The 20,550-nt window shown below is 61.2% G+C and carries 26 protein-coding genes and 1 pseudogene; 19 read left to right on the forward strand and 8 right to left on the reverse strand.

The genetic code is table 11. From position 1 onward, the window contains the following. Nucleotides 1-36: 36 nt before the first annotated feature. The 3 genes from P3M64_RS07020 (at nt 37) to yddG (ending at nt 3,079) form a co-directional block, all read left to right on the forward strand. A complete protein-coding gene (locus P3M64_RS07020) occupies nt 37-1,212 on the forward strand; it encodes an acetyl-CoA C-acetyltransferase (RefSeq protein ID WP_132939422.1) in 1,176 nt (391 codons plus the stop codon). A gap of 101 nt (nt 1,213-1,313) precedes the next feature. Beyond that, nucleotides 1,314-2,039, forward strand: a complete 726-nt coding sequence (phbB, locus tag P3M64_RS07025; RefSeq protein ID WP_132939421.1) for an acetoacetyl-CoA reductase — start codon at nt 1,314-1,316, stop codon at nt 2,037-2,039. Nucleotides 2,040-2,146: 107 nt separating this feature from the next. After that, nucleotides 2,147-3,079, forward strand: coding sequence for an aromatic amino acid exporter YddG (yddG, locus tag P3M64_RS07030; RefSeq protein WP_132939420.1), 933 nt, complete (start codon nt 2,147-2,149; stop codon nt 3,077-3,079). 48 nt (nt 3,080-3,127) lie between these two features. On the opposite strand, the gene P3M64_RS07035 is transcribed toward yddG, so the two are convergent. Then, on the reverse strand, nt 3,128-3,736 hold the full coding sequence (locus P3M64_RS07035; RefSeq protein WP_132939419.1) for a glutathione S-transferase N-terminal domain-containing protein: 609 nt from the start codon (nt 3,734-3,736) through the stop codon (nt 3,128-3,130). A 52-nt stretch (nt 3,737-3,788) separates the two neighbouring features. Then, complete coding sequence (gene gloB / locus P3M64_RS07040) at nt 3,789-4,556, reverse strand: hydroxyacylglutathione hydrolase (RefSeq protein ID WP_132939418.1); 768 nt, start codon at nt 4,554-4,556, stop codon at nt 3,789-3,791. Nucleotides 4,557-4,685: 129 nt separating this feature from the next. Here gloB and P3M64_RS07045 point away from each other — a divergent pair, with 129 nt between their 5' ends. Beyond that, nucleotides 4,686-5,426: a class I SAM-dependent methyltransferase gene (locus tag P3M64_RS07045; protein ID WP_132939417.1), complete on the forward strand. Its 741-nt coding sequence runs from the start codon at nt 4,686-4,688 to the stop codon at nt 5,424-5,426. 36 nt (nt 5,427-5,462) lie between these two features. Here P3M64_RS07045 and metW read toward each other — a convergent pair whose 3' ends face one another. Both metW and metX read right to left on the reverse strand, forming a co-directional pair. Further along, the gene (gene metW, locus P3M64_RS07050) at nt 5,463-6,083 is read right to left on the reverse strand and encodes a methionine biosynthesis protein MetW (RefSeq protein ID WP_132939416.1); all 621 of its coding nucleotides are present in this window, start codon (nt 6,081-6,083) and stop codon (nt 5,463-5,465) included. Beyond that, nucleotides 6,080-7,264, reverse strand: coding sequence for a homoserine O-acetyltransferase MetX (gene metX / locus P3M64_RS07055; protein WP_132939415.1), 1,185 nt, complete (start codon nt 7,262-7,264; stop codon nt 6,080-6,082). The genes metW and metX overlap by 4 nt, the downstream gene beginning before the upstream one ends. A 229-nt stretch (nt 7,265-7,493) precedes the next feature. Here metX and P3M64_RS07060 point away from each other — a divergent pair, with 229 nt between their 5' ends. The 3 genes from P3M64_RS07060 to P3M64_RS07070 are packed head-to-tail and all read left to right on the forward strand — an operon-like array spanning nt 7,494 to nt 10,403. Continuing rightward, complete coding sequence (locus P3M64_RS07060) at nt 7,494-8,369, forward strand: chorismate mutase (RefSeq protein ID WP_165886344.1); 876 nt, start codon at nt 7,494-7,496, stop codon at nt 8,367-8,369. Then, a complete protein-coding gene (gene hisC / locus P3M64_RS07065) occupies nt 8,366-9,457 on the forward strand; it encodes a histidinol-phosphate transaminase (RefSeq protein WP_132939413.1) in 1,092 nt (363 codons plus the stop codon). Before P3M64_RS07060 ends, hisC begins: the two co-directional genes overlap by 4 nt. A 22-nt stretch (nt 9,458-9,479) precedes the next feature. Beyond that, nucleotides 9,480-10,403, forward strand: coding sequence for a prephenate/arogenate dehydrogenase family protein (locus P3M64_RS07070; RefSeq protein ID WP_132939412.1), 924 nt, complete (start codon nt 9,480-9,482; stop codon nt 10,401-10,403). A 53-nt stretch (nt 10,404-10,456) separates the two neighbouring features. Here the strand turns inward: P3M64_RS07070 and P3M64_RS07075 are convergent, their stop codons facing one another. Continuing rightward, nucleotides 10,457-11,653, reverse strand: coding sequence for a DUF2125 domain-containing protein (locus P3M64_RS07075; RefSeq protein ID WP_165886343.1), 1,197 nt, complete (start codon nt 11,651-11,653; stop codon nt 10,457-10,459). 135 nt (nt 11,654-11,788) lie between these two features. Between P3M64_RS07075 and P3M64_RS07080 the strand changes: the two genes are divergently transcribed. Further along, a complete protein-coding gene (locus P3M64_RS07080) occupies nt 11,789-12,361 on the forward strand; it encodes a gamma-glutamylcyclotransferase (RefSeq protein WP_132939410.1) in 573 nt (190 codons plus the stop codon). A gap of 74 nt (nt 12,362-12,435) precedes the next feature. Here P3M64_RS07080 and P3M64_RS07085 read toward each other — a convergent pair whose 3' ends face one another. Continuing rightward, complete coding sequence (locus P3M64_RS07085) at nt 12,436-12,756, reverse strand: hypothetical protein (RefSeq protein ID WP_132939409.1); 321 nt, start codon at nt 12,754-12,756, stop codon at nt 12,436-12,438. A 72-nt stretch (nt 12,757-12,828) separates the two neighbouring features. Here P3M64_RS07085 and P3M64_RS07090 point away from each other — a divergent pair, with 72 nt between their 5' ends. The 3 genes and pseudogenes from P3M64_RS07090 (at nt 12,829) to P3M64_RS07100 (ending at nt 14,220) form a co-directional block, all read left to right on the forward strand. Continuing rightward, entirely contained in the window at nt 12,829-13,104 is a 276-nt protein-coding gene (locus tag P3M64_RS07090) for a hypothetical protein (RefSeq protein WP_132939408.1), read from the forward strand. 445 nt (nt 13,105-13,549) lie between these two features. After that, nucleotides 13,550-13,908 (forward strand): annotated as a pseudogene (locus tag P3M64_RS07095) (restriction endonuclease). A 129-nt stretch (nt 13,909-14,037) separates the two neighbouring features. Continuing rightward, nucleotides 14,038-14,220: a hypothetical protein gene (locus P3M64_RS07100; RefSeq protein ID WP_132939407.1), complete on the forward strand. Its 183-nt coding sequence runs from the start codon at nt 14,038-14,040 to the stop codon at nt 14,218-14,220. A 147-nt stretch (nt 14,221-14,367) separates the two neighbouring features. Here P3M64_RS07100 and P3M64_RS07105 read toward each other — a convergent pair whose 3' ends face one another. Continuing rightward, nucleotides 14,368-14,997: a S24 family peptidase gene (locus tag P3M64_RS07105; protein WP_132939406.1), complete on the reverse strand. Its 630-nt coding sequence runs from the start codon at nt 14,995-14,997 to the stop codon at nt 14,368-14,370. 127 nt (nt 14,998-15,124) lie between these two features. On the opposite strand from P3M64_RS07105, the gene P3M64_RS07110 reads away from it, so the two are divergent. The 6 genes from P3M64_RS07110 (at nt 15,125) to P3M64_RS07135 (ending at nt 19,072) form a co-directional block, all read left to right on the forward strand. Next, nucleotides 15,125-15,487 (forward strand): hypothetical protein, encoded by a 363-nt coding sequence (locus P3M64_RS07110; protein WP_132939405.1) that lies wholly within the window; start codon nt 15,125-15,127, stop codon nt 15,485-15,487. 32 nt (nt 15,488-15,519) lie between these two features. Beyond that, complete coding sequence (locus P3M64_RS07115) at nt 15,520-15,918, forward strand: hypothetical protein (RefSeq protein ID WP_132939404.1); 399 nt, start codon at nt 15,520-15,522, stop codon at nt 15,916-15,918. A 142-nt stretch (nt 15,919-16,060) separates the two neighbouring features. After that, nucleotides 16,061-16,273: a hypothetical protein gene (locus tag P3M64_RS07120; RefSeq protein WP_132939403.1), complete on the forward strand. Its 213-nt coding sequence runs from the start codon at nt 16,061-16,063 to the stop codon at nt 16,271-16,273. A 2-nt stretch (nt 16,274-16,275) separates the two neighbouring features. Further along, on the forward strand, nt 16,276-17,982 hold the full coding sequence (locus P3M64_RS07125; protein WP_207893173.1) for a portal protein: 1,707 nt from the start codon (nt 16,276-16,278) through the stop codon (nt 17,980-17,982). A 152-nt stretch (nt 17,983-18,134) separates the two neighbouring features. Beyond that, the gene (locus tag P3M64_RS14465; RefSeq protein ID WP_456119835.1) at nt 18,135-18,272 is read left to right on the forward strand and encodes a Bbp19 family protein; all 138 of its coding nucleotides are present in this window, start codon (nt 18,135-18,137) and stop codon (nt 18,270-18,272) included. A 74-nt stretch (nt 18,273-18,346) separates the two neighbouring features. Beyond that, complete coding sequence (locus tag P3M64_RS07135; RefSeq protein ID WP_132939401.1) at nt 18,347-19,072, forward strand: capsid assembly protein; 726 nt, start codon at nt 18,347-18,349, stop codon at nt 19,070-19,072. Between the two features lie 118 nt (nt 19,073-19,190). Here the strand turns inward: P3M64_RS07135 and P3M64_RS07140 are convergent, their stop codons facing one another. Beyond that, nucleotides 19,191-19,331, reverse strand: a complete 141-nt coding sequence (locus P3M64_RS07140) for a hypothetical protein (RefSeq protein ID WP_165886342.1) — start codon at nt 19,329-19,331, stop codon at nt 19,191-19,193. Nucleotides 19,332-19,361: 30 nt separating this feature from the next. Between P3M64_RS07140 and P3M64_RS07145 the strand changes: the two genes are divergently transcribed. Both P3M64_RS07145 and P3M64_RS07150 read left to right on the forward strand, forming a co-directional pair. After that, nucleotides 19,362-20,180 carry a phage capsid protein gene (locus P3M64_RS07145; RefSeq protein ID WP_132939400.1) on the forward strand — a complete coding sequence of 273 codons (819 nt, stop codon included), beginning with the start codon at nt 19,362-19,364 and terminating at the stop codon, nt 20,178-20,180. Nucleotides 20,181-20,192: 12 nt separating this feature from the next. Further along, on the forward strand, nt 20,193-20,462 hold the full coding sequence (locus tag P3M64_RS07150; RefSeq protein ID WP_132939399.1) for a hypothetical protein: 270 nt from the start codon (nt 20,193-20,195) through the stop codon (nt 20,460-20,462). Nucleotides 20,463-20,550: the final 88 nt, after the last annotated feature.

The following is a 20,550-nucleotide window of genomic DNA, read 5'->3' on the forward strand; positions in this document are numbered from 1 at the left end:
GGCGCGCCCCGGAAACCCTCTTTAAGGAGCCCTTCCATGACCGACATCGTTATCGCCGCCGCCGCCCGCACACCCGTCGGCGCTTTTAACGGCGCCCTGGCCTCCGTCGCCGCGCACGAGCTCGGGCGGGTGGCGATCGTCGCGGCGCTGAAACGCGCGGCGGTCGATCCGGGCGATGTTTCGGAGGTCGTGATGGGACAAATCCTCACCGCCGGCGCGGGGCAAAATCCGGCCCGCCAAGCCGCCGTCGCGGCGGGTATTCCCACGGCGCGCACCGCCTACACGATCAATCAGGTCTGCGGCTCGGGTCTACGCACGGTGGCGCTTGGCTACCAGGCGATCGCCATGGGCGATAGCGACATCGTCGTCGCCGGGGGCCAGGAAAACATGAGCCTGTCGCCCCACTGCATGCACCTGCGCGCCGGAACCAAGATGGGCGACGCGCAAATGGTCGATACCATGATCAAGGACGGCCTGTGGGACGCCTTCAACGGCTACCATATGGGAACCACGGCGGAAAACGTCGCCCGCAAATTTTCCATCGACCGCGCCGAACAGGATGCCTTCGCCGTGGCCTCGCAGAACAAGGCCGAGGCCGCCCAGGCGGCGGGTCGCTTCCATGATGAAATCGTTCCCGTCACGATCAAGACCCGCAAGGGCGACATCGTCGTCGATACCGACGAATATCCCCGCCACGGCACGACGCTGGAAAGCATGGCGAAGTTACGCCCGGCCTTCGAAAAAGACGGCACGGTGACGGCGGGCAACGCCTCGGGAATCAATGACGGCGCCGCCGCCGTGGTCCTGATGCGCGCCGCCGAGGCGAAGCGCCGCGGACTTACGCCTTTGGCGCGCATCGCATCGTGGGCGACCGCCGGGGTCGATCCCGAGATCATGGGCACCGGCCCGATCCCGTCATCGCGCGCCGCCCTCAAGAAGGCCGGATGGTCGGTCGGCGACCTCGACCTAGTCGAGGCCAATGAGGCCTTCGCCGCTCAGGCCTGCGCCGTCAACAAGGAACTGCGCTGGGACACCGACAAGGTCAACGTCAACGGCGGGGCGATCGCTATCGGCCATCCAATCGGCGCTTCGGGAGCGAGGATTTTGGTGACGCTGCTGCACGAAATGCAAAAACGCAGCGCCCACAAGGGCCTGGCCACTTTATGCATCGGCGGCGGCATGGGCATCGCGATGTGCCTGGAACGGCCATAAACGATACACAATAATGCCGTTAAAATGGCGCAATGAGACGCCACAAAAATACAAGCCACGACAGGGTGGCACCATCATCATCAAAGAGAGGGGGGCGCGCCATGAGCAAAGTTGCAGTCGTTACGGGAGGGACGCGCGGAATCGGGCGCGCGGTCAGCATCGCGTTGCAAGACGCGGGCTATCGCGTCGCCGCCACCTATTGCGGCAACGAGGAAGCGGCGCTGGCGTTCAACAACGAAACCGCGATCGCGGTCTATAAGTTCGACGTCGGCGATTTCGCACACTGCCAAAAAGGCGTCGCCGACATCGAACAAGACCTGGGCGCGATCGACGTTCTGGTCAACAACGCCGGCATTACGCGCGACGCCATGTTGCATAAAATGCCCACCGAACATTGGCGCTGCGTAATGAACACCAACATGGATTCCCTGTTCAACATGTGCCGCAACGTGATCGACGGGATGCGCGAGCGCAAGTACGGGCGGATCATCAACATCAGTTCGATCAACGGTCAGAAAGGTCAGGCCGGGCAAACCAACTATTCCGCGGCCAAGGCCGGGGTGATCGGCTTCACCAAGGCGCTGGCCCAGGAAACCGCAGCCAAGGGCATCACCGTCAACGCCATCGCGCCGGGTTATGTCGCAACCGAAATGGTCAAGGCCGTCCCCCAGGAAGTGCTCGACGCCAAAATCATCCCCACCATACCCGTCGGACGCCTCGGCGAACCGGAAGAAATCGCCCACGGTGTGGTCTTCCTGGCCTCGGAGAAGTCCGCTTTCATCACCGGGACCACCCTGACCATAAACGGCGGGCAATACATCGCCTAAAATTGAAACGTTAACATTTAACATGATGTCAACCCAGGACGTCTCCGCGATAAGACGCGCATGCGTCGCCCCACGCCGTAACCACGCGCCATGCGTAACCATGCACCATGAATGAACCCTCCTCACCCGTACCCGGCGGCGAAGTTTCAAACGCACTCGGCGCAACCGCCGCCCGGCGCGCGACGGGCGTCGGCGCGTTGGCGATCGTCATTTGGGCGAGCCTGGCCCCGCTGACCGCACTTTCCGGGGCGGTGCCTCCTTTTCAAATGGTGGCGCTGTCTTTCTTTCTTGCCGGGACCATCGCCCTGATGGTCGCGCGCGCCAAGGGTGAACGCATAAGCGCGCACATGCGTCACCCGCCGGGCGCTTGGGTCCTGGGCGTGGGGGGGTTGTTCGGCTACCACTTCTTGGTGTTTCTCGCCTTGAAAACCGCCCCCGCCCTTGAAGCCAACTTGATCAACTATCTCTGGCCCCTACTGATTGTCCTTTTTTCCGCCCTACTCCCCGGCGAGCGCCTGCGCTGGTGGCATGTCGCCGGCGCGCTGTGCGGCCTCGGCGGCACGGTCTTGATCGTCGGCGCAAAAACCGGCGCAGCGCTCGACAACCGCGCCTGGTTCGGATATGGCGCGGCGCTGGCCGCCGCCGTCACCTGGGCCGGCTATTCGGTTCTCAATCGGCGTTTCGCGCATGTACCGACCAGCGCCGTCGGTCCTTTTCTGATCGTGGCGGGGGCGCTGGCGACGATTTGTCACATCTTCTGGGAACCCACCATCTGGCCGCAGGACGCGCTCCAGTGGGGGGCCATCATCGGCCTCGGCCTCGGCCCCGCGGGGGGGGCTTTTTTCGTTTGGGATTACGGCGTCAAGCACGGCGATATCCGCGTTCTTGGGGCGCTGGCTTATGGGGCGCCGCTGATGTCCACCGCCCTGCTGATCGTCCTGGGCAAAGGGGATCTCAGCACGCGTATCTCCGTCGCCGGGGTCATGATCGTCGGCGGCGCGGCGCTGGCCTCGCGGGAAATGTTCTTCCGCCGCACGTAGCGTGCCTGCGTTACGGCGCAAATGCCGCAGGCGCGAGCCGGGCGCCGCCTAAACCGGATCGCGCGGTTCGGTGGCGCGCATCGCCCCGCGCGCGGCGAAGATTTCGTACCAATCGGCCAGCGCCGGACGGCTCTGACGCCAGTCATCGTCACCAAGACGAAAATCGATATAGCCCAGCATGGCGCCAATCGTGATCGTTCCGATCGTCGCCTGCTGGCCGAGCCTCTCGGCTTCGCCTTCCAACCAGTCGAGGCCACGGTCAATCAATGCTTTTTGCCGTTCGATCCAACCGTTCGAACGTTCACCGAGGGGGCGCTTGGATTCGAGCAGTCGGAGCACCGCCGCATCCAATATCCCATCGCCCAGGGCCTGTAATTTCAGAGCGTGCCAGCGCGCCCGGCCCTCGGGGGGGAACAGCTTGATCCCTTCATGCAGACTGTCGAGATATTCGCAGATTACCGGAGAATCGTACAATCTTTCGTCCCCCTCGGTCAGCAACGCGGGAACTTTGCCCAGGGGATTATCGTTACCGATATCACTCGCCGGGTCCCAAACGGCGGTCGGCAAAATGTCAATATCGTCGGCCAAACCAATTTCGTGGGCGCACACCATGACTTTGCGAACGTAGGGCGAGGTGGGAGAATAGCGCAGTTTCATAAGGGGCCTTTCATCAATGCACAACGTGTCTAAAACCTAATGTGTCTAAAACCTAAAAACTGTCCTTGCGGCGGCGAATTTCGGCGAAGACATCGGCGGGATCGCACCCGACCATGCCCACCGCCCGCTGCAGATCCGCCGCGTCGGCGCGCAAAAATGGATTGCACCGCCGTTCCGCGCCCATCGGCGCGGGCACCGTCGGCATGCCCTTCTCGCGCAGGGCCAGGACATCGGCGGCGCGCGCCTTCAAGGCGGCGTTCGCGGGATCGACGCTCAGAGCGAAATCGGCGTTGGCGTTGGTATATTCATGGGCGCAAAATACCCGAGCGTCATCGCCCAGTGCGCGCAGCGCGCACAACGATCGCCACATCTGGCGGGCGTCGCCTTCGAACAGGCGACCACAACCCAGCGAAAACAGCGTATCGCCACAAAACAGCGCCTTATCCTCGGCGAACCAGTAGGCGACATGCCCCAAGGTGTGGCCGGGCACGGCCAGGACATCGGCCACGCTGTCGCCGATGGCGAGCCGATCGCCGTCGGCGACAGCGACATCAACGGCGTCGATGCGCCCCAAATCAGCCTTCGCCGCCACCACCGAACAGCCCGTTCGCGCCTTCAGCGCGCCGACCCCGCCGGTATGATCGTGGTGATGATGGGTAATCAAAATATGCGTCAAGGTCCAACCCAAACGATCCAGCGCCTCACCGACCGGACCCGCCTCGCCGGGATCGACGACCGCCACCTGACCGGTCTCGCCGTCACGCAGTAAATACACGTAATTATCGCGCATGATCGGAATTTGATGAATCTCAAGGGGCATGGCGCATCTCGACAAGAGCGGAAAACAAACCGACAAACGCAATAGTACACGTCGGGAACAAACCGTCCAGATTCTTTACCCACGCCAATCCGTTCTTGAGGGAAGGACGCTTCCTGATACACTCGAAACATGTGGATTGATGTCGTTGATCTGAGGGATTTTTACGCCTCACCCCTGGGCCGTGTCGCACGGCGGGTGATCGGGGCGCATCTGCGCGCCCTATGGCCCGACGTCACCGGCCAGGCGATTTTGGGCTTGGGTTACGCGACGCCGTACCTGAGCTATTTCCGTGGCGAGGCCGGGCGCGTCATCGCCGCCATGCCGGCGCGTCAAGGCGTCGTGCGCTGGCCCTCGGACGGTCCGGGTTTGACCGTTCTGTGCGACGAGGCCGATTTGCCGCTGCCCGATCTTTGCGTCGATCGGGTGATTTTGATTCACGCCCTTGAATTTTCCGAGCAGATCCGGCCCTTGCTGCGCGAGGCGTGGCGCGTCCTCGGCGAAGGCGGACGATTACTGGTGGTGACGCCGAACCGGCGTGGCATCTGGGCGCGCCTGGAGCGCACGCCGTTCGGACACGGCCAGCCTTATTCGGCGCGGCAGCTCTCTCAAGTCCTGCGCGAGAACATGTTCACGCCGATCCGCACCCGATCGGGGCTGTTCGTTCCCCCCAGTCGCTCGCGCATGGTGTTGTCCTCGGCGCGGGTTTTCGAAGGGGTCGGACAGCGTTTCTTCAATGTTTTTTCCGGCGTCCTGGCGATGGAGGCGAGCAAGGAGATTTACGCCGGGCAACTCGAAACCGAAACCCGTCGGCGACACGCCCTGGTGACGGTGCCCGGCGGCAACCCAAGATCGATCCCCCACGCCCGTTAGCCCCGTAGGTGGTAAGAAACAACGCGGCGCCGAGGGTTATTTTTTGAGCAGAAACACCGCCTGCTCCCCGAGGAGATTGGCGAGAAAAAACGAGCGCCCGATCCCCCTTTGCGCCCCGCTACCGTCCAGGGCGATGCTCTGCTCGATGGTGTATCCCATTTCGGCGCACAGGACGATAAAGTCGCGAATCGTACAAAAGTGGATATTCGGCGTTTCGTACCATTGATGGGGCATGCTTTGGCTGACCGGCATGCGCCCACGAAACCCCAATTGTAGACGCACCCGCCAATGGGCGAAATTGGGAAACGAGACGATCGCACTGCGCCCGATCCGCATCATATGCCCAAGCACGGCCTTCGGTTCGCGCATCGCCTGCAGAGTCTGGCTGAGGACGACGTAATCGAAGGCGTCGTCGGGATAATCCTTTAAATCGGTGTCGGCGTCGCCCTGGACCACCGACAGGCCGTGGGAGACGCTTTCCTTGACCCCTTCCGTGGACAGTTCAATGCCGCGCCCATCGACCCGTTTGAAGCGCCGCAAGTAATCCAAAAGCGCGCCGTGCTCACAGCCGACGTCGAGCACCCGACTGCCCGTTTCGATCATGTCGGCGATGATTTGCAGATCGACGCGAATCGACTTACGACTTTCCGAGTTCATGCGCCGTTCCCTAAATTCCGATTAAGACCGTGATATTCCGCGCACCCTCGCAAGAACCCGGCGACCACGCGGTGAAAATCCGGCTCGTCGAGCATGAAGGCGTCATGGCCTTTGTCCGAGCTGATTTCGACGAAGCTGACGTTGGCCCCGGCGGCGTTCAGGGCGTGCACGATAGCCCGGCTTTCCCGTGTCGGATACAGCCAATCGCTGCTGAACGACACCACGCAGAAACGCACCGAAGTGCCCTTGAAGGCGTTGGCGAGCACGCCGCCATAGCGCTTCGACAGATCGAAATAATCCATCGCCCGGGTAATATACAGGTACGAATTGGCGTCGAACCGATCGACGAAGGTAATGCCCTGGTGGCGAAGATAACTTTCGACCTGAAAATCGGCGTCAAACCCCCAGGACACCTCGTCGCGGTCCTGCAATTCGCGGCCGAACTTGCGCGTCAGCGCCTGTTCCGACAGATACGTGATGTGCGCCGCCATGCGCGCCACCGCCAATCCTCGATAGGGCCGGGCGTCGTGACTTTGGTAATCCCCGCCGTGCCAATCGGGGTCGGCCATGATCGCCTGGCGACCGACTTCGTGAAAGGCGATGTTTTGCGCCGAATGGCGCGGCGCCGTGGCGATCGGCAGGGCGGCGCACATCCGTTCGGGGAACAGCGCCGCCCATTCGAGCACCTGCATCCCGCCCATCGACCCGCCGATCACCGCGAACAGCTTGTCGATGCCCAAATGATCGACCAACATCGCCTGCGCGCGCACCATGTCGGCGATCGTGATCACCGGAAAATCCAGGCCCCAGGGCTTGCCCGTCACAGGATTGACGTCCTGCGGCCCGGTGGTCCCGATGCACCCACCTAGAATATTCGAGCAAATGACGAAATAGCGGTCGGTGTCGATCGGCAACCCCGGCCCCACCATCAGCCGCCACCATCCCGGTTTCGAGGTCAAGGGATGGGGCTCGGCGACGAATTGGTCACTGGTCAGGGCATGACAGACGACGATGGCGTTGGATTTATCGGCGTTCAGCGTCCCATAGGTTTGATAGGCCACGGTAAAATCAACAAGATCAACCCCGCAATCCAACCGAAGCGGGGCCTCTCGCCCAAAGTGAACATGGTGGCCCGGCAGATCCTGCGACTTCCCGGCGGCATTCGTATCGTGGGTCGGCATATTGTCTCCTTGACGCTGCCCGGATGGGTATCCCCGTTACGCCACGGACGCGGACGCAAGCGTTTTCCCGTACAATTCTCCGAACCATTTCCAGGAAGATCGCTTGGCTCATTGCTATGAATCGAGGGCGCGGGTGTCAATGTTTTCTTTGATTTTACGCCCACAAGTTATTATCACTAAGGCCCCGATCGGCGAAGACATTCCGCATTTTATAGCTACAGAAAGAATAATGATGAGCATCGAAAAATCCCTTGAGCCCCTGCGCCGCGAAATCGATGCGATCGACGTGCAAATTCACGACCTTTTGATGCGCCGCACCCAAGTGGTGGAAAAAGTCCGCGCCGTTAAGCACGACGTGCGGATCAAAATTCGCCCGGCGCGCGAGGCGGAAATCATTTATCGCCTCCTTGAGCGCCACAAGGGCCCCTTCCCCAAACGCGAGCTTTTTCGCATTTGGCGCGAATTGATTGTCGCCACGCTCAGTTTTGAAGGTCCCTTTTCCGTCGCCGTGTATATGACCGGCGAGGACTGCGGCTACTGGGACATGGCGCGCGATCAATTCGGCAGTTACACCCCGATGACGCCGCACACCTCGGCGCGCCACCTTATCGAGGTGGTGCGCGCGCAAACCGCCACCGTCGGCGTTCTTCCGGCGCCGACCCGTCAGGATGCCGACCCATGGTGGTGGCGACTGGTCGCCGAGGGCGACGAGGTGCCCAAAATCATCGCCAGGCTCCCCTTCGCCGGCCCCGGCAATGCTCGCTCGGGCAACATGGAAGCCCTGGTCATCTGCCCCGTAGGGCTTGAGCCGACCGGGCGCGATCGCACGTATCTCGCTTTTGAAACCGACAGCGACATCACGTTGTCGCGCTTGCAAACGGCCCTCAAGGAAAACGGCTTTACGCTCCATTTCGGCGCCGACTGGAATGATCCCAGCCGCCCCACGCCGTGGCTGTATCTGGTCGAACTGGAAGGGTTTATTTCAGCCAAAGACCCCCGTCTATCCAACGTTCGCGACGCCTTTGGCGACGAAGTGAAACGCCTTTTGTCGCTGGGCGGATATTCCACATGCCTAAGCCCCGATGAACTGGACACCCCATCATGAGCGCCCCCACTGCGCGGACCGGCATTCTCGAAATCGCGCCTTATGTCGGCGGAACGTCCTCCCTCGACAGCGCCCGGCGGATCATCAAGCTGTCGTCCAACGAAGGCGCGCTGGGCCCCAGCCCCAAGGCGGTCGAAGCCGTGCGGGACGCCGCCGCCGCCATGCACCGCTACCCGGACGGAGGCGCGATCGCCTTGCGCGAAGCCATCGGCGCGCGCTTCGCGCTGGACCCGGCACGCATCGTCTGCGGGGCCGGGTCGGACGAGTTGATCAGCTTATTGACCTATTCCTACGCCGGAGCGGGCGACGAGGTGCTGTACACCGAGCATGGCTTCTTAATGTACCCGATCGCTGCCCTGGCGGCGGGGGCGCGCCCGGTGAAGGCCGCCGAAAGCAATTTGCGCGCCGACATCGACCTGTTGCTGGAAAAGGTCAGCGCCCAAACCCGGATCGTATTCATCGCCAATCCCAACAACCCCACCGGATCGTACCTGTCGGGTCAGGAAATTCGCCGTCTGCGCCGCGACCTGCGCGAGGATGTCTTGCTGGTCATCGACGCCGCCTACGCCGAATTCGTCAACGCCCCCGATTACAGCGACGGCGCCGATCTGGTCGAGGGAAGCGACAATGTGGTGATGACACGCACGTTTTCAAAAATCTTCGCCCTGGGCGGCCTACGCCTGGGATGGTGCTATGCGCCGACGGCGATTGCAGACATCCTCAACCGCGTACGCGGGCCGTTCAATGTCTCCAGTCTCGCCCAGGCGGCGGGAATAGCCGCCTTGGAAGACCGCGAATTTTTCGATCGCGCCGCCGCCCACAATAGCCAATGGCGCGATTGGACCATCGCCGAGGTGCGCGCCCTCGGCCTGGACGTGCCACCCAGCGTCGGCAATTTCATTTTACCGCGCTTCGCCGCCGAAGGCCTACACACCGCCGATCGCGCCGATGCGTTCCTTAAATCCCGCGGCATCATCGTGCGCAAGATGGGGGCCTATGGCCTGGGCGAGCATTTGCGCGTTTCGATCGGCCGGGAAGATGAAATGCGCGCCTTCGTCGCCGCCCTCGGCGATTTCATGAACCCCTGAGACGAAGCGGAACTCCCTTGTCATGACGTCACCCCTTTTCGGGCGTATCGCTTTTATCGGCATCGGCCTGATCGGCTCGTCCCTGGCCCGCGTCATCCGGCGCACCGACCCCGCCACCCACATCGGCGTTTGCGCGCGCAGCCAAGCCACGCTCGACACCGCGATGCGTCTGGGATTGGCCGACGCGGCGTTCACCGACCCCGCCGCCTGCGTCCAGAACGCCGACCTGGTGGTGATCTGCACCCCGATCGGGGCCTACAAGGCGATCGCCCAGGCGATCTCGGGGGCGCTGAAACCGGGAGCCGTCGTCACCGACGTGGGATCGGTCAAATCCGCCGTGATCCGCGATGTCGCCCCCTATCTTCCGGACGGAGTCGCCTTCGTCCCCGGCCATCCCATCGCCGGGACCGAACATTCCGGTCCCGAGGCCGGTTTCGCCGAGTTGTTCGAGAACCATTGGGTCATCCTGACCCCGCCCCGAGATACCGACCCCGACGCCGTGGCCCGGGTCGGTCGGCTTTGGCGCAATGCCGGATCGACGGTCGAAATCATGGCCGCCGATCATCACGACCGGGTCCTCGCCATCACCTCGCATCTGCCCCACTTGATCGCCTACACCATCGTCGGCACCGCGACCGACCTGGAAGAAGACACCAAACGCGAAGTGATCAAGTTTTCCGCCAGCGGATTTCGCGATTTCACCCGTATCGCGGCCTCCGACCCGGTCATGTGGCGCGACATTTTCATGAACAACAAGGACGCGGTGCTCGATATTCTGGGGCGTTTCAGCGAAGACCTGACCGCCCTGCAACGGGCCATTCGCCGCGGCGAGGGGGACACCCTGCAGGAGTTGTTCACCCGCACCCGGGAAATTCGCCGCGGGGTAATCGATTACCGTCAGGACAAAATCGACGTTAAGACTCCCGACGCCGACGACAACGGGTAAAGATCGGGGGGTAAAGATCGAGGGGTAAAGATCGGGGGACAAAGATCGGGGCATCACCGTCCCGACGGCGCACCCGGCCCGGCCTCCGGCGACGGCGCGCCGGGAGGTTGCGCCGAGCCGGGCCACGCGATACGCGGAAACGCGGCGATCGGCACGGGGCCGATAAACAATTTCCGATTCCGCACCGTAATCGCCATACTAAGCGCCGGCGGCGCGCCGTTGGCGGGACGCTGAAACAAGGCCCCCAACACCAATTTCGCCGTCACCACATCGCGATCGCGCAACATGCCCCGGGCGCGCAACTGATCGAGCAGCGCGAAAAGCCCCTCGATCTTGGCCGTGAACGATCCGACGGGTTGCAGGTCTCCGTCGAGCGCGAGGGTCCCCGCCCCCTGAACGTTCAAAGGGCCGTTCTCGACATGAATCGCCTTAAGATCGATCGCGCCTCCCCCGTCGCGCCAATGGGTAAGCGCCGCGGCGTTCCCGTCCGTACCCAACAGACGGCCTTTGACGCTAAATCGGGCGCTCAGATGCTGGAATTCATTGCCCAGAGGAAGGGCGTGAAAAGGAGGAACGCGCATATCGTGAATCGAAATATCCGCCCGGGCGCCGACCGCCTTGGGTCGGTTCTTGGGAATATCGAAGTTGTCATAGGCGAAAAAGACATCCCCCACCGTCACCCCACGCCCCGGCGTCGGCGAAAGTAAGCGTAACTCCGAGATACGCACCCGCACCCGAAGCGGCCATCCCGTCGAAACGTTCGCGCCCAGAGTGACATGGACTTCGGCGACTCTAGCGCCGCCCGAATAGGTCACGCGATCGGGTCCCGTTCCCACCGTCACCCGTTGTCTGCCCGATGCGAAAATGCTCAAGCGTCCGGGGCGCCAGGGACGCGCCTGGACGACGATCCCGTCCCCCGACCAGGCCCACGGAACGGTGACGCCCGTATCGCTCACGGTGGGATCCATGACGTTCAGACGAATGTGAAACGGGTATCCGCCGATCTCGAAGCGCCGAAACCCGACGACAACGGCCTTGGCGCGTTGGTGCGCGACCCAGGTCTCGAAGTCGCCGCGCAACTGGAACGCCATCACGAACCAAAATCCGGTCCACGCCAGGACGATCACCGCGCCCGCGATAATCGTCCCCAGCCCGACGCGGATGATCCGCAGCGTGCGAGGCGGCCTGTAGTTCAACGCCCGAAGATGAGGCGCGTCGTTTCCGTCATGTCGAGTATTGCGATAAGCCATGGTTCTCCATACGCGCGGATCGGTTCCCGGGGACGGCGTCGGGCGCGGATAAGACATTGTCCGTCGCCGCGCGAGAGGGTAGCATCTGCGCGCGCGCGGTACATTCTTTTCCTTTCGACATTGCTTAAGGGAACCATGGACAGACACCTCCCCACCTCCCGGAACTTCTGGGTTTTCGGATACGGCTCCTTGATGTGGCGACCCGGCTTCGATTTCGAGGAGAGACAGCCGGCCTGGCTTTACGGCTATCATCGTTGCCTGTGCGTCCGCTCCACCGTCTATCGCGGGACGCCGGAACATCCGGGATTAGTGATGGGGCTGGACCGGGGCGGTTCGGCGCGTGGCATCGCCTTTCGCATCGCCCCCGCACAGATCGCGCAAACCCTAGCCTACCTGGACGAACGCGAACAAGTCACCAAGGTCTACTGCCCGAAAGTTTTCAGGGTTCGCCTTGACGATGGACGCGCCGTGCGCGCCTATACCTTCGTCGCGCGCCACGACCACGAACAATACGCCGGAAAATTAACGCCCGATCAGGCGGCATGCTACATCGCCCAAGGCCACGGCCAAATGGGCAGCAGCCTCGAATACGTCGAGAATACCTGCCGCCACCTTCAAAAAATCGGTATCTCCGACCTCGCCTTGAAAGACGTCCTGCGCCGCGCCCGCAAAATGGCAAACCCGCCGCGCCCACCCGACCCAAGTTAGGGTCACGCCGGTCCGCCCGCCTCCCCCAGTTCACGCGGAGGATTCGACAATTATAGTGGGGGACTGGGTGGACTTTATTGATTTTTTGTTAGTGCGTACGTACCCAAAAAACGACCCACCATTCTCGCCGCGGATAGTCCGGCATTGGGATCCTTATTTTTAGCGTCCTTCATGAGTGACAGCGCCAACATCGCTTCGGAACTTTGGCATTGGCTTATCGCATAATCGATTGTGACGACCATTTCCTCGTTTTTGTGTGACGGGTTTAAATTCGCCTTTATGCACTTAAAATAAATTTTTCCTATGGCAAATGTATTCTTACTATACACGGTCGGCTTTTGCGCCTGCGTGGCGCAGCCGGAAAGGACGATCAGCAGGGGGATGATGTATTTCATGACGGCAATGCTATCCCAGGGCGATCTTAAAACCAAGGCGCGAAATTCAGGAACATAAGAGGAACACCCGCGATGGACGAGACCCGGCTTAACGATGCGATCGACCGCGCCGACACCGCGCGGCGGATCATGGCCGACGTCCGGGATTATTTCACCGCCATCGAGGCCGAATACGGCGAACAGTTGATGGCCTGCGAGCCGGGCGACGATCTGGGCCGTTATCGCCTTGTCGAGGCGATCAAGGTCGTGCGCAATGTCGCGGGGCATCTTAAAATTCAAATCGAGATGGGAAAACTGTCGCGTAAAGAGCTTGGCGATTTAAAGAGCGGCAAACGCCCGTTCTTTTGACGCCGATACCGAGCGTCGCGAGACGCCCACCTTCCCTTAGACCGAGCGTCGCGAGACGCCCACCTTCCCTTAGATGGAGTTTATTTTCATGGAAGACGAAGCCAACACCCCCGATGGGACTGGCGAGAACGACGGCGATCTGAGCGTTTCTCAGGCCGCCGATAAACTCGCCGGACTTCTGGCGGACAGCGAAGATGCTGCACCCGAAGAAGCCGAAGGCGAAGCAACGCCCGATGAAGACCCCAAAACCGACGCGCCGGACGATTCCGATGACGAAGACGACGCGCCGACCGATGGGGACGACCAGTCCGACGCCACCCCGGACGAGGTTTTGAGGGCGGCACACCGCAAAATCAACGTTTCACTGGCGTCCGATCTGTTGGATCGTGTCCGGGAGGCGTCCCCGCAATTTTTTGAACATTTGATCGTCAACCTCCTGCTTGCCATGGGGTACGGCGGCACGTCCGAAGACGCCGCGCGGGCGTTGGGACAATCGGGGGACAACGGCGTCGACGGCGTTGTCGATCAAGACCCGTTGGGCGTCGATCAGATTTACGTTCAGGCCAAACGGTATGCTGAGGGAAACAATATCGGGGCGGGTGACATCCGCGACTTTTTCGGGGGCATTACCTTACGACCTCGGACTTTAGCCCTTCGGCCAGACAGACCGCCAAAGACCTTGGCATGCGCATCGTGTTGATCGATGGTCAACAACTCGCAAAACTGATGTTTCAATATAACGTCGGCTGCCGAGACGAGGAAACATTGCACCTGAAAAAGGTGGACGAAGAGTTTTTTGAATAGCCGGTATTTGGCAGATTTTGCTACCCGCAGTGCAACTGTTTTGGCTTTTCCGCCCTCGAACCGCCCCTCCCGCCAACGTAAGACAACCCCATCCATCCCCTTGCGAAGGGGAGAAAACCGTTTTATCTTATGCACTTAGGGAATGCGGTTCCGCTGTTTATTTTCCCGGGTTGGCGTTACGTCTTACGACGATATATCTCCCACACCTGTCTCTATGGCGCTCTGCTCAAAAATTATTTCGAGGGTAAGATAGACGCCTTCGACGACCTTGGCATGCTGATCGACACCCTGAATTCCTCCTCGCCAAATTAACCGGCATGCGTCACCCCCTCGAACTTGGCGTACGATGCAGCCCTTAAGCCACCAAGGAACCCGTCCTATTTGCAAAGCTACCTGCTCGGCGCGGTCTGAATTTTTATGGTCGCGTTTGGTTTCCGCGAGCTCGTATGCATGCTCCGCTTATTGCTGAGCCCAAATGATACGGGCGATCCAATCGACCTGGGACATCTCCAAGGTACGGTCTTCGTAATCGGGATTGAGCGATTGCAGTTCGATGCGGTTGGCGGTTTTACGGCGCAGTTGTTTAGCCATCACCTCGCCGTCCTTGGTGCGCAGAACGACGCGATCACCCCGGCGGATGCCCGACGAGGGTGAAACGATCACAATGTCGCCGTCACGATACACCGGGTTCATGCTGTCGCCGGAAATTTCCAGGGCGTAGGCATGTTCGTCGGTGACGAACGGCGTCGGCACCTCATCCCACCCCGTACCCACCGGATAGCCGGCGTCGTCGAAGTAGCCCTTGGATCCCGCCTGGGCCATGCCGAGGATTGGGATAGGGCGCTCGCCCTCACGGGCGCCGCCTTCGATGTAGGCGAGAAAATCGCCGAGGCTGGCCCCTGTCGCGCCCAAAATCTTAGCGATGCTTTCCGTACTCGGCCAGCGTAACTTTCCCTCGCGGGTGACACGCTTCGACTTGTTGAAGGTGGTCGGGTCGAGGCCGGACTTGCGCGCCAGCCCGGACGGCGAAAAACCGTGGTCGCGGGCGAGACGGTCGATAGCGTCCCAAATGTGCGCATGATTAAGCATGGGAACATTATCTTATGAAAATGCGCCCACTGCACTAGGAAAATATACACACAATTTTCTTGATCCCAGCGCCGTTATCATGCACACATAAGATGTTCTTGTTTTGTTCTCAAAAAAAGGGGGGGGTATGAGAAAAAAACGTTTTACGCCGGCGCGCGGTGACGCCCGTACCATAACGCCGTTCGCCAGCGCCGAGGAAGCCTGGATGTGGTTCGTTCGCGCCCAGAAGGCGCGACGGGACGGGGCGCGGTTATGCCGCTCCGCGGTAATGGCGCGCCCATGCGAACCCGACGATATTTATTGCGCGGTGATGACGCTGTATCGCCGTCGTGTGGTGCGTCGCGATCACCTTAAGGTTCTCGCGAAATTTGGGATGGAAGACCGCCCGCCAGATTATCGGGTGGCTTGCGAGACCGTTTCCTTGACGCTCTGGCGTGACGCCATGAATCATTTATCCATCATTTTGAAAGAAAAGGGAATTGTGGGGTGAAACCGGGGCTCGGAAAAAGTTGCGACGAATCTATGACCGCCCCCCCCTTCGGCGGTCGCGCCCTGGTCGTGTTCGGTGGCGACACCGCGTTGCCCTGGTTGCGAATGCTCAAGCCTGGGTTCCGCCACTGTTTCGTTCTGGTTGAACGGGCTGGCGGATGGGTGGTGGTCAACCCCTTGTCTCATCAGACCGAATTGGCCTGGCTGGAACGTCGCGAGGCGGGGGATCTGGCAAACGCTTATCGCCGCCATGGCTTTCGCGTCGTCCCTTATGCCGTCATCGCGGCGCCGCCCACCGCCGCCCCCTGGAGACCGTATACCTGTGTCGAAGCGGTAAAAAGAGTCTTAGGCATTCACCACCGATGGGTATGGACCCCGTGGGCCTTGTATCGCCACATTCGGGGCGCGCGGACACAAAAAAATACTTATTAAGAATAAAATCCTTTACTTTTGAAAATTAATAGGCTATAAATCACATTAACGAACGGGACAACTGCGTCCCGAGGCCGCCGATACCCTCGGCGGCCTTTTTTATGCCGAGAACGCCAAGAAAAACGAGAGAAGGAGCATCGCCATGGGAGGATTTTTATCTGCCCCACCGCCACCGCCACCGCCACCGCCTGTGGCCCCCGATCCCGCCGCCGCGAATTCCGCCACCAAACAACAACGCCGATTAAATGTAATCGAACGCGCCCGCCGGGGACGGATGGGACTGATCCACACCAGCCCGCGCGGCGTGATCGGCCTGATGGCGAGCGCTCAGAAAAAAAACCTCCTAGGAGAATAGGCATGCACACAATTTCGCCCGAAGCGATCGTTAAGCGCTATCGCCGGGCCAAGGAACAACGGGCGACGTGGGAAGGACATTGGCGCGAATGTTACGCCTATGCCCTGCCTCATCACGACGGTGGTCTACGTCCCGCCGCAGAAGGAGGACGAAAAAGCGACACCCTCTTCGACGCCACCGCCGCCGATGCGGTCGATCAGTTGGCGGCCTCGCTGCTCGCCAACCTAACGCCGCCGTGGTCGCGCTGGGTCGGACTGAAACCCGGCCCCGAGGTCGGCGACGGCGAGCGCGATTTGATGATGGAAGGTATCGAACAGGCCTCGACGGCATTGCAAACGCACTTCGACCGTTCCAACTTCACCTTGGAGATGCACCAGTGTTTTCTCGATCTAATCACGGCGGGAACCGCCTCACTGTTGATGGAAGAGGCGCCGGTCGGCGATCCGGCGGCATTTACCTTTAGCGCCGTGCCGTTGAACCAGGTGGTTTTCGAGGAAAGTCCGTCGGGGCGCCTGGACACCACCTTCCGGCGCAGCGAGATGACCCTTGAGCAAATGCGCCAACGCTTCAAGAGCGCCGGTGTGGAAGAGGTGCTCTGCCGCCTGGAGGACGGCGGGCAGGAAAACCGAGATCGCAAATATGGGGTCGTCGAGGCGGTTATTCCCGATGCGCGGGGCTTTTCTTATTTCGTCGTCGCCGAGGGTTTGGACCAAGGAGCATCGTCGCGCGGTGGGCAAAAGGACGGCGGCGGCTTCCTCGCCACCGGGCATTTCGCCCGCTCGCCGTTTATCAATTTCAGGTGGCTCAAGGCGCCGGGTGAAATTTATGGGCGCTCGCCGGTGATGAAGGCCCTTCCCGACATCAAGACCGCCAACAAGGTGGTCGAACTGGTGCTTAAGAACGCCTCCATCGCAGTGACCGGAATCTGGCAAGCCGACGATGACGGGGTGCTGAACCCGGCGAACATCACGCTCGCCCCGGGCACCATCATCCCCAAGGCCGTCGGCTCGGCGGGATTGACCCCGCTCAGCGCACCCGGGCGTTTCGATATTTCGCAAATCGTGCTCGACGACATGCGTGGGCGCATCCGCCATGCTCTGCTGAGTGACCGCTTGGGACAGATCAACGCGCCGAAAATGTCGGCGACCGAGGTTTTGGAACGTTCGGCGGAAATGGCCAGGATTTTAGGGGCGACCTATGGACGCTTACAAACGGAGCTGCTTTCGCCGCTGGTTTCGCGAGGGGCCGCGATCTTGCGCCGCAGGGGGGTTTTGTCGAATTTTGTGATCGACGGGCGCTTCATCGACATCGAATACAAGTCTCCCCTAGCCCGACAACAGGCCCAAAGCGACGCCCAAAACACAATGCACTGGCTGGGCGCGGTGTCGGCCTTGGGGGCGGAGGGCATGGCCGTCGTCGATAGTCCCGCCGTGGCGCGCTGGTTGGCGCGCACGTTCGGCGTCCCCGACGCCCTGATTAAACCGACGCAAAATGCCTTTGGCCCTGAACTTGACGCGAGCCTCGGCCTGGATGGCGCGCTGGGCCACCTAGGCGATCTCTTGGCCTCCGTGGAGGGGGGCGGCGCCCCCACTGTTTCCTCCGGCGCGGCAGCGGATGTCCGCCCGTCCGCCCCGACCGCCACACCCCCCGTTAACCACCGGGGGCATGACCGAAACCATGGTCCAAACCGCGAAGGGGTTACGCCATGACAAAGAAAGAGGAGACCGGTTGGGCCTGGTTCGCGACCACAGCCCAAGACGCGGACACGCCGCCCTTCGGCGATGACGCGTACGGGAAATGCCGGGACGAAACGGCAAAGGCTTTCGCCCGTTGTTTGAGCACTCCCGATGGTGAAAAAGTGATGGCGCACCTGAGCGCCGTCACGCTCGACCGCGCGCTGTCCCCCCTAGCCGCCGACAGCGTCCTGCGCCACCTGGAAGGACAGCGTCAGTTGGTCGCGCACATCAAAGCCCTGATGCGCCGGGGACGGGGATTGTGATCGCCCGGGCGGGCCCACCGTTACGGCGCAAGATGGGGCGCGCATGAACGCAAAGACAGAGAAGGAAGAATAACATGACGATCGATACCGCAAGTTCGGAAGCGACGACGATGGCAAATGAAGGGCCGGATAGCGGCACGTCCCCCTTCGATGGTGGCGGGGTGGCGACGCGCCCCGAAGGATTGCCGGAAAAATTTTGGGACGACACGACAGGCGCGGTGCGCACCGACGCCCTGATCAAATCCTATGGCGAACTGGAAAAGCGCTTCGGCGGCGGCGATCGCGGAGATATGCCGCAAAGCGCCGACGCATACGCCCTGAAGGTTCCTGAAATTCTAGGCGATGCCGATCCCGAAGTGAATACGAGACTCTATGAAGCGGGTTTCAGCCGCGAGCAAGCGCAACTGGTTTATGATTTGGCCTCGGAAAAACTGATGCCGCTGGTCGCCGAAATGACGGGGGAGGTCGGCGCGCAGGCGCAATTGGAAAAATTACATACCCATTTCGGCGGCGCGGATAAATGGGGTGAGACCGCCCGCCAGATCGGCCAATGGGGGAAACAGCACTTGTCGGAGGACGTCTATGAGGCGCTTGCCGGATCCTACGACGGCGTGTTGGCGATGCATGCCCTAATGGAGAAAAGCGAGCCGGGCCTGCTGTCCGGCGGAGCGAGCGGCGACGGCGTGAGCGGCGAGGACGATCTGCGCACCATGATGCGCGATCCTCGCTATTGGCGCGATCGCGATCCGGCGTACGTGCGCCGCATCAAGGCGGGCTACAAGGCGCTCTATCCCGAATGAGGCGCGCGCACCGCGGCGCATTCCGGCCGATGGGATCTTCCGGACACGTCGCAATTTTAAACCCATCATTCCAGAATTTAGGTCCATCTCGGCTCCATACATAAAGGGGGGGCCGGATCTATGGCCCGAGGGCTTCGCCCCAACCCGACACCACACCGGACAACCTTGACGCCCGCGTCGCTCCGACGCGCCCGACCTCAAGGCCCGACACCATCAGCGCCCGGCCCGGCGGCCCGTCCACAACCGGGGTTCGCGCCATTCAACAAAAACCCTAAACAGGAGATAGCGTATGTCGACATCCGTCGAACACTCGTTCATCCGCCATTTTCAGGCGGAAGTGCATCTGCAATATCAGCAGATGGGATCGAAATTGCGCAACACCGTGCGCACCAAGGACAACATCGTCGGCTCGTCCACCACTTTTCAGAAGGTCGGCAAAGGCACGGCCAGCACCAAGGCGCGGCACGGCAAAGTGCCGGTGATGAACGTCGATCACACCCCGCTGGAGGTTCCCCTTTACGACTATTACGCCGGCGACTGGGTGGACAAGCTCGACGAGTTAAAGACCAACATCGACGAACAGCAGGTGGTGACCCGGGCCGGGGCCTATGCCCTGGGCCGTAAAACCGATGAATTGATCGTCGCCGAGCTGGACAAATCGACCAACTATTCGGGCACCGGGGCCGATGGTTTGACCAAGGCCAAGGTCCTGACCGCTTTCGAAATGCTGGGCGACGCCGACGTCCCCGACGACGGTGAACGGTATGCCGTGATCGGCTGGAAGCAATGGTCGGAACTGCTCGGTATCCCGGAATTCGCCAATGCCGATTACATCGGCCCCGACGAACTGCCGTGGAAAGGCACTCAGGCCAAACGCTGGCTGGGGGCGTTGTGGATGCCTCACTCCGGCCTGACCAAAACCGGCGCCGTGCGCTACTGCTACTGGTACCACAAGACCGCAGTGGGTCACGCCGTCGGCTCCGACGTCACATCGGACATCACCTGGCACGGCGACCGCGCCGCGCACTTCATCAACAACGCAATGAGTCAAGGCGCCGGACTTATTGATGCGTCGGGCGTGATCTCGATGCGTTGCCTCGAAGCGTAAGGAAGGAAAACGATGGCTTATCTATCAAAAAATCTCAGTGTACTGGCCTACGCCAACGGTTTCACGCTGTGGCACTACACCACCGCCGACGTGTCCACCGACGTCGATACGACGGGATATTTCAATACCGCCGCCGATATGCTGCGCCTTGGCGACATCATCATGGCCAACACCAACACCGCGGTAAGCCCCGCGGCGGGCCTGTTCGTCGTACGCCAGAACGCGGCGGGCGTGGTTGACGTCACCGATATGACGGCGATCGGCACCGCCAACCTGGACTAAGGGCGGGTCGATGGTGGGATCGCCGGGGCCTCTATTTCCCCTCGGCGATCCCGATTTTTTGAACAACTCCATGAAGATAAGGGAGAGA

Origin of the sequence: Varunaivibrio sulfuroxidans (assembly GCF_029318635.1) — a bacterium.
GTDB lineage: Bacteria > Pseudomonadota > Alphaproteobacteria > Rhodospirillales > Magnetovibrionaceae > Varunaivibrio > Varunaivibrio sulfuroxidans.

Coding starts and splice junctions, on each gene's coding strand:
- P3M64_RS07020 (WP_132939422.1), top strand. CDS start 37: ATGACCGACATCGTTATCGCCGCCGCCGCCCGCACACCCGTCGGCGCT.
- phbB (WP_132939421.1), top strand. CDS start 1,314: ATGAGCAAAGTTGCAGTCGTTACGGGAGGGACGCGCGGAATCGGGCGC.
- yddG (WP_132939420.1), top strand. CDS start 2,147: ATGAATGAACCCTCCTCACCCGTACCCGGCGGCGAAGTTTCAAACGCA.
- P3M64_RS07035 (WP_132939419.1), bottom strand. CDS start 3,736: ATGAAACTGCGCTATTCTCCCACCTCGCCCTACGTTCGCAAAGTCATG.
- gloB (WP_132939418.1), bottom strand. CDS start 4,556: ATGCCCCTTGAGATTCATCAAATTCCGATCATGCGCGATAATTACGTG.
- P3M64_RS07045 (WP_132939417.1), top strand. CDS start 4,686: ATGTGGATTGATGTCGTTGATCTGAGGGATTTTTACGCCTCACCCCTG.
- metW (WP_132939416.1), bottom strand. CDS start 6,083: ATGAACTCGGAAAGTCGTAAGTCGATTCGCGTCGATCTGCAAATCATC.
- metX (WP_132939415.1), bottom strand. CDS start 7,264: ATGCCGACCCACGATACGAATGCCGCCGGGAAGTCGCAGGATCTGCCG.
- P3M64_RS07060 (WP_165886344.1), top strand. CDS start 7,494: ATGATGAGCATCGAAAAATCCCTTGAGCCCCTGCGCCGCGAAATCGAT.
- hisC (WP_132939413.1), top strand. CDS start 8,366: ATGAGCGCCCCCACTGCGCGGACCGGCATTCTCGAAATCGCGCCTTAT.
- P3M64_RS07070 (WP_132939412.1), top strand. CDS start 9,480: ATGACGTCACCCCTTTTCGGGCGTATCGCTTTTATCGGCATCGGCCTG.
- P3M64_RS07075 (WP_165886343.1), bottom strand. CDS start 11,653: ATGGCTTATCGCAATACTCGACATGACGGAAACGACGCGCCTCATCTT.
- P3M64_RS07080 (WP_132939410.1), top strand. CDS start 11,789: ATGGACAGACACCTCCCCACCTCCCGGAACTTCTGGGTTTTCGGATAC.
- P3M64_RS07085 (WP_132939409.1), bottom strand. CDS start 12,756: ATGAAATACATCATCCCCCTGCTGATCGTCCTTTCCGGCTGCGCCACG.
- P3M64_RS07090 (WP_132939408.1), top strand. CDS start 12,829: ATGGACGAGACCCGGCTTAACGATGCGATCGACCGCGCCGACACCGCG.
- P3M64_RS07100 (WP_132939407.1), top strand. CDS start 14,038: ATGCACTTAGGGAATGCGGTTCCGCTGTTTATTTTCCCGGGTTGGCGT.
- P3M64_RS07105 (WP_132939406.1), bottom strand. CDS start 14,997: ATGCTTAATCATGCGCACATTTGGGACGCTATCGACCGTCTCGCCCGC.
- P3M64_RS07110 (WP_132939405.1), top strand. CDS start 15,125: ATGAGAAAAAAACGTTTTACGCCGGCGCGCGGTGACGCCCGTACCATA.
- P3M64_RS07115 (WP_132939404.1), top strand. CDS start 15,520: ATGACCGCCCCCCCCTTCGGCGGTCGCGCCCTGGTCGTGTTCGGTGGC.
- P3M64_RS07120 (WP_132939403.1), top strand. CDS start 16,061: ATGGGAGGATTTTTATCTGCCCCACCGCCACCGCCACCGCCACCGCCT.
- P3M64_RS07125 (WP_207893173.1), top strand. CDS start 16,276: ATGCACACAATTTCGCCCGAAGCGATCGTTAAGCGCTATCGCCGGGCC.
- P3M64_RS14465 (WP_456119835.1), top strand. CDS start 18,135: ATGGCGCACCTGAGCGCCGTCACGCTCGACCGCGCGCTGTCCCCCCTA.
- P3M64_RS07135 (WP_132939401.1), top strand. CDS start 18,347: ATGACGATCGATACCGCAAGTTCGGAAGCGACGACGATGGCAAATGAA.
- P3M64_RS07140 (WP_165886342.1), bottom strand. CDS start 19,331: ATGGCGCGAACCCCGGTTGTGGACGGGCCGCCGGGCCGGGCGCTGATG.
- P3M64_RS07145 (WP_132939400.1), top strand. CDS start 19,362: ATGTCGACATCCGTCGAACACTCGTTCATCCGCCATTTTCAGGCGGAA.
- P3M64_RS07150 (WP_132939399.1), top strand. CDS start 20,193: ATGGCTTATCTATCAAAAAATCTCAGTGTACTGGCCTACGCCAACGGT.